This is a genomic window from Chryseobacterium sp. R2ACT005 (assembly GCF_049949215.1).
Lineage (GTDB): Bacteria > Bacteroidota > Bacteroidia > Flavobacteriales > Weeksellaceae > Chryseobacterium.
Genome location: NZ_CP188192.1, coordinates 2,592,960 through 2,606,145 on the forward strand (window position 1 = coordinate 2,592,960; position 13,186 = coordinate 2,606,145).

General features: G+C 39.0%; 10 protein-coding genes and 1 riboswitch. Of the genes, 1 reads left to right on the forward strand and 9 read right to left on the reverse strand.

All coding sequences use genetic code 11. The features are described from left to right. Together ACPF63_RS11850 and metE are read right to left on the reverse strand one after the other, a co-directional pair. Complete coding sequence (locus ACPF63_RS11850) at nt 1-711, reverse strand: hypothetical protein (RefSeq protein WP_426483164.1); 711 nt, start codon at nt 709-711, stop codon at nt 1-3. 206 nt (nt 712-917) lie between these two features. Next, nucleotides 918-3,221, reverse strand: a complete 2,304-nt coding sequence (gene metE, locus ACPF63_RS11855; RefSeq protein ID WP_426483165.1) for a 5-methyltetrahydropteroyltriglutamate--homocysteine S-methyltransferase — start codon at nt 3,219-3,221, stop codon at nt 918-920. Nucleotides 3,222-3,395: 174 nt separating this feature from the next. Further along, nucleotides 3,396-3,581: riboswitch (cobalamin riboswitch) on the reverse strand. Nucleotides 3,582-3,776: 195 nt separating this feature from the next. Here metE and ACPF63_RS11860 point away from each other — a divergent pair. Beyond that, nucleotides 3,777-4,238, forward strand: a complete 462-nt coding sequence (locus tag ACPF63_RS11860; RefSeq protein WP_047375447.1) for an Lrp/AsnC family transcriptional regulator — start codon at nt 3,777-3,779, stop codon at nt 4,236-4,238. Between the two features lie 84 nt (nt 4,239-4,322). Here ACPF63_RS11860 and ACPF63_RS11865 read toward each other — a convergent pair whose 3' ends face one another. The 7 genes from ACPF63_RS11865 to prpC form a co-directional block, all read right to left on the reverse strand. After that, complete coding sequence (locus ACPF63_RS11865) at nt 4,323-5,105, reverse strand: enoyl-CoA hydratase/isomerase family protein (RefSeq protein WP_426483166.1); 783 nt, start codon at nt 5,103-5,105, stop codon at nt 4,323-4,325. Between the two features lie 67 nt (nt 5,106-5,172). After that, on the reverse strand, nt 5,173-6,057 hold the full coding sequence (gene mmsB, locus ACPF63_RS11870; RefSeq protein ID WP_426483167.1) for a 3-hydroxyisobutyrate dehydrogenase: 885 nt from the start codon (nt 6,055-6,057) through the stop codon (nt 5,173-5,175). 93 nt (nt 6,058-6,150) lie between these two features. After that, nucleotides 6,151-7,248 carry an enoyl-CoA hydratase/isomerase family protein gene (locus ACPF63_RS11875; protein ID WP_426483168.1) on the reverse strand — a complete coding sequence of 366 codons (1,098 nt, stop codon included), beginning with the start codon at nt 7,246-7,248 and terminating at the stop codon, nt 6,151-6,153. 346 nt (nt 7,249-7,594) lie between these two features. Then, on the reverse strand, nt 7,595-8,755 hold the full coding sequence (locus tag ACPF63_RS11880; RefSeq protein WP_426483169.1) for an acyl-CoA dehydrogenase family protein: 1,161 nt from the start codon (nt 8,753-8,755) through the stop codon (nt 7,595-7,597). Between the two features lie 98 nt (nt 8,756-8,853). After that, complete coding sequence (locus ACPF63_RS11885) at nt 8,854-10,350, reverse strand: CoA-acylating methylmalonate-semialdehyde dehydrogenase (RefSeq protein WP_426483170.1); 1,497 nt, start codon at nt 10,348-10,350, stop codon at nt 8,854-8,856. A 133-nt stretch (nt 10,351-10,483) separates the two neighbouring features. Next, nucleotides 10,484-11,935, reverse strand: a complete 1,452-nt coding sequence (locus ACPF63_RS11890) for a bifunctional 2-methylcitrate dehydratase/aconitate hydratase (protein WP_426483171.1) — start codon at nt 11,933-11,935, stop codon at nt 10,484-10,486. A gap of 94 nt (nt 11,936-12,029) precedes the next feature. Then, on the reverse strand, nt 12,030-13,184 hold the full coding sequence (gene prpC / locus ACPF63_RS11895; protein ID WP_426483172.1) for a bifunctional 2-methylcitrate synthase/citrate synthase: 1,155 nt from the start codon (nt 13,182-13,184) through the stop codon (nt 12,030-12,032). Nucleotides 13,185-13,186: the final 2 nt, after the last annotated feature.

Here is a 13,186-nt window from a genome sequence, read left to right on the forward strand (position 1 = left end):
TTAGACTTCATCTAAAAAAATGTATCTGAAAGCGAGGATCACCAGAATGACAACAGCTATTGTAATAATTTTCACTTTCATATCGCTTTTAAGGTGGTCAGGAGCATAGCGCAATGTTTTTTCATCAAGATAAAAATCCTTGTAAACCTCAGAATCAATTTTGAGATCGGGGCGAAAAGTCTGTACTCCTTTCAGAAAATGTCCAATAAGATCATACCGGTTTTTAAGTGGAATCACATCCAGATTGATCAGTTTCTTTTTGGGTTTTCCGGTTTCATCTTTTTCATGAACATATAGATTTTTTCTGAAATTACTATATTTTCCGAGATTCTGAGATTCTGAATAAATATCTTTTGTATAGGAGTCCTTGCTTTTGATCAAATCCTGGTATTTAATTTCTGACAGTATTTTCTCTTTTCTGTTGAGAAACAGGATTCCCTGATGATTGATCAGCAGACCACTGATTTTCTCATCCTGATTTCTGATCATTTGATAAGCCAGCCACCCTGCCAGCAGGCCAGTAATCAAAAAGAATAAAAAGAAGATCATGTCAGATGCGGTATCTGTAGAAGTATGTGAAACAGCATCAATAAAAAATCCCAGTAAAATAACCGCAATGACAGCAAAAAGGATGACAATACTCCATCTTATTCTGGCTATGTATTCCGGGCTGTAGGTTTCTGATTTCATTTCAGAAAATGATTCTTTCATATTTAAATGTATATTTCGTTGGTTATCAGTTTTTCAATGTATTTTTAAGACTTATCTGTCAAAATACATCGGGCAGCAAAAATACGATATAAAAATGAATAGAATATTAAATGATCACCCTATTTTTATCTTTTTAAAATAACAGATCGTGCTATGAAAATCATAACACGATCTGAATTGTTGAATATAATTATTTTAAAGTTTTTTTAAAGTGCATATTCTACGGAGGCTTCTTTAGCCGCGGCCACCATTGCAATCAAAGCTTTTTCTGTTTCTTCCCAGTGTCTTGTTTTCAGTCCGCAGTCCGGATTTACCCAAAGTTGATTGGCAGGAATTACGTTTTGAGCTTTTCTCAACAGTTCAATCATTTCTTCTTTTGACGGAACCCTTGGGGAATGGATATCGTATACTCCGGGACCAATTTCATTCGGATATCTGAAATCTGCAAAAGCATTCAGCAGTTCCATCTGAGAACGGGAACATTCTATGGTAATCACATCTGCATCCATATCAGCAATGTTTTCAATAATATCATTGAATTCCGAATAGCACATATGGGTATGAATCTGTGTAGCATCTTCCACTCCGCTTGCTGAAATTCTGAAAGCTTCTACGGCCCATTTCAGGTAGTTCTGCCAGTCTGTCTTTCTTAATGGAAGCCCTTCTCTTATCGCAGGCTCATCAATCTGAATAATTCTGATTCCTGCTTTTTCAAGATCCACAACCTCATCACGGATAGCCAGAGCAATTTGCTTACATGTCTCTGAACGGGGCTGATCATCACGTACAAAAGACCATTGTAAGATCGTAACAGGACCTGTGAGCATTCCTTTTACCCATTTTTCAGTCTGGGATTGTGCATATTGGGACCAATATACCGTCATTGGTGTCGGGCGGGAAACATCACCGAAGATCACAGGAGGCTTTACACAACGGCTTCCGTAGCTTTGTACCCAGCCATTTTTCGTAAATACAAAACCTTCCAGCTGCTCTCCGAAATATTCTACCATATCGTTACGTTCAAATTCCCCGTGAACCAATACATCTATTCCTATTTCTTCCTGCCAGTTGATGGTTCTCTGGGTCTCTTCTTTCAGTAAAGTATCATACTGCTCTGCCGTCAGCTCTCCTTTTTTGAATTTTGCTCTCCAGCTTCTTACCTCAGTGGTCTGTGGGAATGATCCGATGGTTGTTGTTGGAAATAAAGGAAGCTGCAGTACTTTCTGTTGTTCTTCTTTACGGATTTTGAAAGTATTTATCCTTTGAGCATCTTTTTCAGTAACCGTATTTGCTCTTTGCTTCACGTCATCATTATGAATAAGCGAAGATGTTCTTCTGCTTGCAATTGCTTTTTTATTATCTTCAAAAGCGGCAAGAATCTGTTCATTCTCGGTTTCGGATGCCAGTTCTTTAAGCGTTACCACTTCTGCCACTTTTTGTTTGGCAAAAGCCAGCCAGTTTTTAATTTCCGGATTAAGTGTGGTTTCAAAATCCAGATCACAAGGTGAATGAAGTAATGAAGAGGAAGGAGCAATTAAAACCCTTTCAGATCCTAATTTCTCAACTGCTTTTTGAATGAAAGACAAAGACTTTTCATAATCATTTTTCCAGATATTTCTTCCGTCAACCACACCCAATGAAAGGCCTAAGCTTTCCGGAATGACATTCAGAATATCATCTAACTGTTCAGGGCTTCTAACCAAATCAATGTGTAAAGTATTCACCGGAAGTGATACCGCAAGTGATCCATTATCTTTTAATCCTTCAAAATAAGTGGCAATAATAAATTTCAGTTTCGGGAAACGTTTTCTTATTTCGGTATAAATAAAATGATATGTTTCTTTTGCTTTCTCCGTTAAATCCAATGCCAGAAAAGGTTCATCAAACTGAATCCATTCTGCACCCTGCTCCTGAAGTTTTGTTAGAATCTCTGTATATACGGAAAGAAGGTTTCCAGCCAGATCCAGTTTATCAAATCCTTCTTCTTTCTCTTTTCCTAACAACAGATAAGAAACCAGTCCGATAATGACCGGTTTTGCATTGATTCCTGCCTGCTTTGCTCCTGCAAATTCATTGAAAATTTTATCTGAACTCAGTTTAAACAGTTGATTTTTATAAAACTCGGGAACGATATAGTGATAATTGGTATCAAACCATTTTGTCATTTCCATCGCTGTGATATCCAGTCCTTCTTTCTGATATCCTCTTGCCATGGCAAAATAAAGATCCAGCTCAGAATTGTTTTTTTTAAGCACTACTTCATGATAACGTGTGGGAATTGCCCCTACCACAAGACTCATATCCAATACCTGATCATAATATGAAAAATCATTACAGGGAATAAGGTCTATACCGGCTTCTTTCTGAATGTTCCAGTTTTGGTTACAGATATTTCTGCCCGTATTCAGAAGTTCTTCCAAAAGGATTTTACCTGACCAATATTGCTCGCAGGCTTTTTTGAGTTCTCTTTTGCTACCAATACGCGGATAGCCCAGAATGTGAGTTTGCATTTTTTTTACTTTTTAATTAAACTTAATGGTAAAGTCTTTTAAAAATGCTTCGTAATGTTTTAACGGATAAAAATTTCAGGATCATGATATAACAAACAATACAATTCCCTTGCAGAGAAAGTGTATAAATCCGATATATCATCTGTATGACCCAAAGCTTCAGACCGCGAAAGCATCGTCAATTCAGTAAAGGCAGGTCTCCTGACTTGTAACAGTTTCCGTCATCCTTCCCGCTTTTGGCAGTGGATATATAAGGATAGAAACCTTTGGTATGTTACTTACAGTTGCGCGACAGCTCGTGATTCTCACACGATTCCCTATTAATCTACGTTACGTAAAACCTTTCCTGTTTGATGAAGTATCTCTAAAGAACTGTACTTTTACCTATAACAATGGTCATCAGTAAAAGTTTTTAATTTTGTGTAAAATTAACAATACAGAATAAACACACAATCAAATCTAATTAATTAAGCAAAATAAACTTTTAAAAACATAAATAAAAGCATATAATTCTTTACATTTGACTGTTTTTATAATCTAAAAGAATAATATTCTGTGGAACAACTCGATGATAAGGATGTACAGCTGCTGAGGCTGCTCCAGAAAAATGCAAAACTGACCGTTAAAGAGCTTGCTAAAGAAGTGAACCTCTCCACTTCACCTGTTTTTGAAAGAGTAAAAAGATTGGAACAGGAAGGGTTTGTGAAAAGATATGCCGCTGTTCTTGATGCTGAAAAACTCAACCGTGGGTTTACGGTTTTCTGTCAGATCAAGCTGAAAATTCACGACCGATCTGTAGGTTATGATTTTGTGAAAGAAATTTTAGAAATTGAAGAAGTTGCAGAATGCTACAATATTTCCGGAGATTTTGATTTTCTTCTGAAAGTTCAGGTACGGGATATGAAACATTACCAGGATTTTGTGTTTAATAAACTGGGATCTGTAGATTCTATAGGGAGCACTCACAGTACGTTTGTGATGGCTGAGGTGAAAAACAATCATGGAATCACCATATAATAAAAATGGAAAATTGAGAATTGAAAATGGAAAATGATACTTAACTTAAACCATGCTATTTTCAATTCTCTATCTTCCAATGTATTAATTTCCTTTAAAGTCCGGGGTTCTTTTTTCTATAAATGCCCCGATACCTTCATGGTGGTCTTCTGTTGTAAACAACTCTCCGAATAATGCAGCTTCCTGTTTTAACCCATCCGTAATGTGCAGTTCAAATCCTGTATTTAAAGACTGTTTCGCTTTTGCCACAGCTACAGGTCCTCTTGCGGCAATTGTTTCTGCCAGTTTTTGAGCTTCGTTGAGTAATTCTTCGGGAGCAAAAACATGATTAACAAAACCAAAATCTTTACAAGCTTCTGCGGAATAAAATTCTCCGGAGAAAACCATTTCTCTTGCTTTGTATAATCCGATAGCTCTTGGTAGACGCTGGGTTCCGCCAAAACAAGGCAATAATCCTAATGTCACTTCAGGGAGTCCAAATTTTGTTTTCCCGCTAGCCAGGATAATATCACAGGATAATGCCAGTTCACACCCTCCTCCCAATGCAAAACCGTTCACAGCAGCTATCACGGCAAACGGAAGTTCTTCAATAGCATTAAAAGCAGTTTGTGCAGCAATAGAAAAAGTCTCTGCTTCTGCGGGAGTCATTTGCTGCATGGCTTTAATGTCAGCCCCTGCAACAAAAGCTTTTTCCCCGGAACCGGTAATAATTAATACTCTGATATTTTTATCTGATCTTATCTTGCTGGCAAATGATTTCAGTTCCTGTAAAACCTGCTCATTCAATGCATTTAATGCCTGCGGACGGTTTATCGTCAGCGTTCCGACAGGTCCGTTTTGTTGATATAATAATGTTTCGAAAGTCATTTTTTTAATTGATAGTTGATAATTATTAAAAAGTAATCATAGACAGTTTTTACCTTCTATTCAATTTTTAAAGGTCTCTGTTTAGAAATTGAATAATACTTGAAAAGTCTGTTTTTCCATTTCCGGATTCGCTCCACATTCTGTACAAATTCAATGCGGTATTGCCGAGTGGTGTGGATGTTTTGGTTTCCAAACCTGCTTCTGCGGCTAGGCCCAGATCTTTTGTCATCAGGTCTACGGCAAAACCACCGGAATAATTACGGGAAGCCGGGGCATTTTCCATTACTCCCGGATAAGGATTATAAACATCCAAGGACCAGTTTTTCCCGGAACTCTTCTGCATAATCTCACTTAAAACCTGAGGATTAAGACCATGTTTTACCCCAAGATTGATGGCTTCTGAAGTTCCGATCATGTGAATGGCCAACAGCATATTATTACAGATCTTAGCAACCTGTCCCGCCCCGGATTCTCCGGCATGAAATATATTCTGTCCCATACACTTCAGTATCGGCCTGGCTTTTTCGTAGTCTTCCTGTTTACCGCCCACAATAAAGGTGAGTGTACCTGCCTGAGCTCCGGCTGTTCCTCCGGAAACGGGTGCATCTATCATTCTGCAGCCTTTTGAAACAGCAAGTTCAGCCACTGTACGGGCTGTAACTGCATCAATGGTACTGCTGTCAATTAATAATGTGTTTGGTTTCAGGCTGTTTATAAAATCTTCTGAATAAAGATCAGCTACGTGTTTTCCGGAAGGCAGCATTGAAATCACTACATCTGCATCCTCAGAAGCGGCCACAGCAGATCCTGCAGCCTTCCCTCCTTCTGACACCAGTATTTTCAAAGCTTTCTCCGAAAGGTCAAAACCCACAACGTGATGACCTTTTTTGATCAGGTTAACGGCCATGGGTCCACCCATGTTTCCTAATCCTATGAATGCTATATTTGACATAATTTTTAGTTTAAAGTTTAAAGTTGAGGGTTCAAAAAGTTCTCTATTGATTAAAAACATCTATGAACGTCATAAAAGTCTTATTTTCAATACTTAAATCTCCATTCTCAATGTTTCATTTTCCATTTTCAATTCTTTAAAGTAAGAATCTATCCATTCTTCCGTAATCTCTTCCCATGTTGCGGGATGCCATTTCGGAGACATGTCTTTGTCTACCAATAATGCTCTTACTCCTTCTGCAAAATCAGGGTGGATACAGCACTGACACGACAGATTCAGTTCAGATTGAAAAACCTCTTCAAGACTTAGATCTTTACCTTGTTTCAATTGTCTGAAAATAATGTGCGCTGAACTTGGAGATCCGGCTTCAAAGCTTTTCACACCGTTATTAATCCATTCATCTTTATCATTATGGCTGACCAATATTTTTCTGAAATCTTCCAGAGAGTTGATTTCTTCAAACTGCTTGATAAAAGAAGCGTGTAATTCCGCCTGAGACTCAGGAATAATGACTTCTTTTGAAATATTTTCGAGAATATGGGAAACAGTTTTATGAGATGCTCCGTCCCAGTCTGCCTGTTGAAGGGTATTCAGAACAGTTTCTTTTGAGGAAGATTCTATAAAATAATCTGCCAGTCCTAAGAATTTACAGTCTGCTCCATCCAGTTTTGCGCCTGTTAATCCTAAATAAACTCCATAGGCGGAAGGCATTTTATTCAAAAAGCAGGTTCCCCCTACATCAGGATACAGTCCAATTGTAATTTCAGGCATTGCCAGTTTACTTTTTTCTGTAACGATGCGGTGTGAGGCTCCTACCATTAAACCAATTCCGCCTCCCATAACGATTCCGTGTCCCCAGACGATGACAGGTTTTGGATAGGTATGAATGGCATAATCTACCTGATATTCTTTTGAAAAGAAGTCGAAACAGTCCTGTGGAACCTTTGAAGCATCTACTTTACGCTGCGCAATAATAGCATCATGTAATTTTCTTACATCACCACCTGCACAGAATGCTTTTTCGCCAGCTCCCTGAAGGAATATACAGGTTACTTCATCAGAAATCTTCCAGTTTTCCAGGATAACTTTCAGTTCTTCTATCATTTCCAATGACAGCGAATTGAGGGTTTTCTCAGAGTTCAGGGTAATAATCCCGACCTTATTTTTTATTTCTGTTATAATTACACTCATGGTATTTAATTAAAAATTGAGAGTTGAAAATTGAAAATTATTATTAAAAAGTTGTCTAAACTTTATTATTAATTATTTTAACCACAAAAGACACAAAAGTTTAAAACACTTAAGTTTCTTTAGTACCTGGCTTTATGCATAAAAAGTACCCCTAAGTTTTGTGAAAATCTTTGATTTTCATCTTATTTGAGCTTTTCTGAGATATCATTTTTAAACTTACTTAAGTGAACTAAAGTGTTTTAAAATAAAAACTGTTGTGTCTTTTGTGGTTAAAAATAATCCATATAAAAAGTTTAGACAGCCCAGTTAAATGCTAAAAGATTCTACATTAATGAAAATAGGTTTATCATCTTATTTGTAGGGTGGCTCCTTCTTCAAGGATCTTTCTTGAAATCACTAGTTTCATAATTTCATTGGTTCCTTCCACTACCTGATGCACTCTGGCATCACGCATCAGCCTTTCAACCGGAAAATCCTGCGTACAGCCATAGCCGCCTAAGATCTGAAGGGCCTCGTTGCATATATTAAAACTCATATCCGTAGCCAATCTTTTCGCCATGGCACAATAAGTAGTGGCATTCGGATCTTTGGAATCAAGCTTAAATGCTGCCAACTGTACCATTTGACGGGCTGCGACCAACTCCGTCACCATATCTGCAATTTTAAACTGAAGCGACTGAAACTGGGCCAAAGATTTTCCGAACTGCTGCCTTTCATGCATATAGCGCTGAGCCTGATTGATTGCTCCCTGTGCTGCTCCTACGGAACATGTGCCAATATTGATGCGGCCTCCGTCCAATCCTTTCAGAGCTATTTTAAATCCTTCCCCTAATGTTCCTAAAAGATATTTCTCTTCTACCTCCACATGATCTAAAAACACAAAACGAGTCGGCTGTGTATTCCAGCCCAGCTTTTTTTCTTTTTCTCCAAAACTGATTCCCGGAGCATCTGCAGGCACTACAAATGCACTGATTCCTTTGGTGCCAGATTCTCCTGTACGGGCCATGACAATTAATATATCACTTTCACCTGCTCCGGAGATAAATGCTTTGGTTCCATTAATACTATATTTATTTCCTTTTTTGACGGCTGTTGTTTTCAAACCTGCTGCATCTGAACCTGAGCCTGGTTCAGTAAGGCAATAGGAGCCCAAGAGTCTGCCTGATGCCAGATCCGGACATAATTTTTTCCTGATTTCATCAGTTCCAAATTCATCAATCATCCATGAAACCATATTGTGTATGGTAATATAGGCTGTAGTAGAAGGGCATGCTGCTGCTAATTCTTCAAATATAATGGCAGCATCCAACCGTGATAGTCCCAATCCTCCGGCTTCTTCACTGGTGTATACACCGCAGAAGCCCAATTCTCCGGCCTTAACAATAGCTTCTTTGGGAAATTTCTTTTCAGCATCCCATTCTGAAGCATATGGAAACAGCTCTTTTTCAGCAAACTTTCTCGCAGCATCCTGAAATGCCAGCTGATCTTCATTTAGGTTAAACTCCATAGTATTAAATTGAAAATTTATTTGAATTGAGAATGAATAATTGAATGTAAAAAAATGGATCATTGAGAAGGCTAATTATCTCAATTATCCATTTTACATTATTTTAAGTTGATGGTCATATTCACACTTCCTCCCGGCACATCTTCTTCAAACCAGCGGGCGGTAATGGTCTTGGTTTCGGTATAGAAACGAACGCCTTGTTTTCCGTAAGAATGTAGATCGCCAAAGAATGATTTCCGCCATCCCGTAAAAGAGAAAAATGGCAGCGGAACAGGAATCGGAAGGTTGACACCAATCTGCCCTACTTCAATTTCATGCTGGAATTTCCTTGCAGCGGCTCCTGAATTAGTAAAAATTGAGGTTCCGTTTCCGTATGGGTTTTCATTAATGATCCTTATCGCTTCATCTAAGGTTTCTGCCTTTAATAACAGCAATGCCGGCCCGAAAATTTCTTCTTTGTAGATGTCCATATCCACAGAAACACTGCTAAATAAGGTAGGGCCTACAAAATATCCGTTTTCATAGCCTTCTACGGTACAGCTGCTTCCATCCAGGAGAACTTCTGCTCCCTGATCGTAGGCACTTTTGATCAACCTTACCACTTTCTCTTTAGATTGCTTATTGATCAATGGACCAAATGCAGCTGATTCATCAGACCAGACCCCTGGCTTTACTGTACTTAAAGCAGTTTTAATATCTTCTATCCAATTTTGAGACTCTCCTACCAATACAGCCACACTGATCGCCATACAACGCTGGCCGGCCGCACCACAGGAAGCTCCTACCAGATTATTAATCACCTGGCTTTTATTGGCATCGGGCATAACTACCATATGATTTTTAGCCCCGCCAAAAGCCTGAACTCTTTTGAGATTATCGGTTCCGGTGCGGTAGACCTGTTCTGCAACCGGTACAGAGCCTACAAATGAAATAGCCCTGATGTCGGCATGATTCAAAATATGATTTACCTGATCTTTGGTACCGTGAACAATATTTAAAACACCTTTAGGAAAACCTGCCTCCAAAAACAGTTCTGCCATTTTCATGGAGGTCATAGGAGTCTGCTCGGAAGGTTTTAAGATAAAGGTATTACCGCATGCTATCGCCATAGGAAACATCCATAAAGGAATCATGGCCGGGAAGTTGAAAGGAGTAATTCCTGCACAGACCCCAAGAGGCTGAATGTAACTGTAGGTATCTACTCCTCTTGCTACGTTTTCTACTGTTTCCCCCATCATCAGGGTCGGAATATTACAGGCATGCTCTACGACTTCTATGCCGCGCCAAACATCTCCCATAGCATCTGCAAAGGTTTTTCCGTTTTCTTTGGAAAGGATTTCCGCAATTTCTTTTTGATGTTCTTTTAAAAGATGCTGGTATTTCAGAAATAGTCTTGCTCTTTCCGGAGTGGCAACTTCTTTCCATATTTTGAAAGCTTCTGCAGCGGCTTCAATAGCTTCATCTATTTCAGACAATTCCGTGAGAGGAACTTCTGCAAGAATCTCCTGTGAAGCAGGATTTTCTACAGGAAGATAGTTTTTCGTTTTACTTTCTGTAAAATTTCCATTGATTAATATTTTTATTTTTTGTGACATAGTTTTTTTAATTAAAATGGAGCATTGAAAGTTTTAATCATAAAAATGAGAATGGAGAATTGATCATTTTTCAAAAAAATATCGACTATTCTTTAAAAACGTTTTGATATTCAATTCTCCATCTCTTTTGATTTTAAATGACTAAAAGATCTACAAATTCATTGACGTTAAGATTCACTAATGTGTCATATTCCAATGAATTTTCAAGGATTGTTCTTTGTTGTTTTTCCGGGAAAATACGGGCAAGATTAACTTTATATTTCTTGATCAGTTCAGGAATACCTTCGTCTCTTCTTCGTTTGTGACCAATAGGATATTCTACCACTATTTCGTCTAAAACAGTTCCGTCATTAAGTTCTACCGTCATCGCATTGGCAATGGAGCGTTTTTCCGGATCATGATAATCTGCAGTAAACTGAACATCTTCCACACATTCAATTTTGTCACGAAGTGCATCAATTCTTGGATCTGAAGCGATGTTATCTTCATAATCGGCAGCCGTCAGTCTTCCATAGATCAATGGTACAGCCACCATATATTGAATGCAGTGGTCACGGTCGGCAGGATTATTTAACGGTCCTTTTTTATCGATAATTCTAATAGCAGCTTCATGGGTACGGATGGTAATTTTTTTGATATCATTTGTTGTTTTTCCAAGGCCTCTTAAAGTTGCGTGTAATGTCATTGCGGCTTCCACTGCGGTCTGCGAGTGGAATTCTGCAGGGAAAGAAATTTTAAAGAGTACATTTTCCATTACATAAGAACTGTATTCTCTCTGGAATTTGAATTCATTCCCTTTGAAGGAAACATCATAGAATCCCCATGTTTTTGCGGTCAATACAGATGGATAGCCCATTTCTCCTGTTTTTGCAATCAGGGCAAGACGTACTGCCCTTGAGGTAGCATCTCCTGCCGCCCATGATTTACGGGAACCTGTATTGGGAGCGTGACGGTAAGTTCTTAAAGACTGTCCGTCCACAAAAGCCAGTGACACGGCATTGATAATTTCATCACGGTTTAATCCGACCAGCTTTCCTACAACTGCTGTGGAAGCTAATTTTACCAATAAAACGTGATCCAGTCCTACTTTATTGAATGAATTTTCCAATGCCATTACGCCCTGAATTTCGTGAGCCATGATCATTGCTTCCAGTACCTGCTTCATTTTTAAAGGTGATTTTCCTTCTGCAATATTTGTTCTGGATAACCAGTCTGCGGTCGCCAGAATCCCCCCAAGGTTATCAGAAGGATGTCCCCATTCTGCTGCCAGCCATGTATCATTGAAGTCCAGCCAACGGATGATCGCTCCGATATTGAACGCTGCCTGAATGGGATCCAGCTGGAATTGGGTACCCGGTACTTTTGCGCCGTTAGGAACTACTGTCCCTTTTACCACAGGTCCTAAAAGTTTTGTACATGCCGGGTAAGTCAATGCTTCCAGCCCACAGCCGATTGTATCCAGAAGACAGTAGTGAGCGGTCTTCCATGCTAAGCCATTTTTAATTTCGTAATTTAAAACATAGTCTGCAATGTCTGTTAATACCTGATCGGGTTGTGGTCTTTCGTTTGAGATGTGTGAACTCATTTTTTATTATTGAAAAATTTTAATTAATTAAAAGTTAAGAGTGGAAAATTGAAAATGAATTATTGTTTTTTCATTTCCGACATTCTATTTTCCATTATTTCCGGTCGTTGATGGACACAAATTCTTTGTTTTCAGGCCCTGTATAATTGGCACTTGGACGGATAATCTTTCCATCCTGTCTCTGTTCTATGATGTGGGCACTCCATCCGGTCACTCTTGAAATGACAAATAACGGAGTGAACATCAGAGTAGGCACTCCCATCAGATGGTAAGAAACAGCAGAGAACCAATCCAGATTCGGGAACATTTTCTTTTCTTCCCACATAATCGTTTCTAGCCTTTCAGCAATAGTATACAGCAGCATATCTCCTGCTTCTTCGGAAAGTTCTTTTGCCACTTTTTTAATTACGACGTTTCTCGGATCTGAAATGGTATACACCGGGTGTCCGAATCCGATAATCACTTCTTTGTTCGCAATACGCTGGCGAATATCGCTTTCTGCTTCATCCGGAGAATTGTAACGGCTTTGGATTTCAAAAGCAACTTCATTTGCTCCGCCATGTTTAGGTCCTCTCAAAGCACCAATTGCTCCAGTAATTGCAGAGTAAATATCAGATCCTGTTCCGGCAATCACACGGCTGGTAAATGTTGAGGCATTAAATTCATGTTCTGCATAGAGGTTTAACGAGATTTCCATTGCTTTTACCCAGGAATCTGCAGGTTTTTTCCCATGCAGCAGGTGAAGGAAATGCCCTCCTATTGTATCATCATCGGTTTCTACGTCAATTTCTTTTCCATTATGGGTATAGTGATACCAATATAACAGACCTGAGCTGAAAGATGCCAGTAATTTGTCTGCAATATCTCTTGCTCCCGCCATATTATGATCATCTTTTTCTGGCTGAATACTTCCGATAGCAGAAACCATGGAACGCATGACATCCATGGGATGAGCCGCTGCAGGAATACTCTTGAGAATATTTCTCACAGAATGAGGCAGCCCTCTCAAAGATTTTAGTTTGGCTTTATAGTTTTTCAATTGTGCTCCGGTTGGCAGCTGGCCATAGATCAGAAGATAAGCTACTTCTTCAAACTGTGCTTTCTCTGCCAGATCCAGAATATCATATCCTCTGTAATGGAGATCGTTTCCACTTTTTCCGACACTGCAAAGAGCCGTATTACCTGCTGCTACCCCTGAAAGCGCAACGCTTTTTTTAGGCTTAAATGTGGGTTCACTGTTAGTTGGCATTA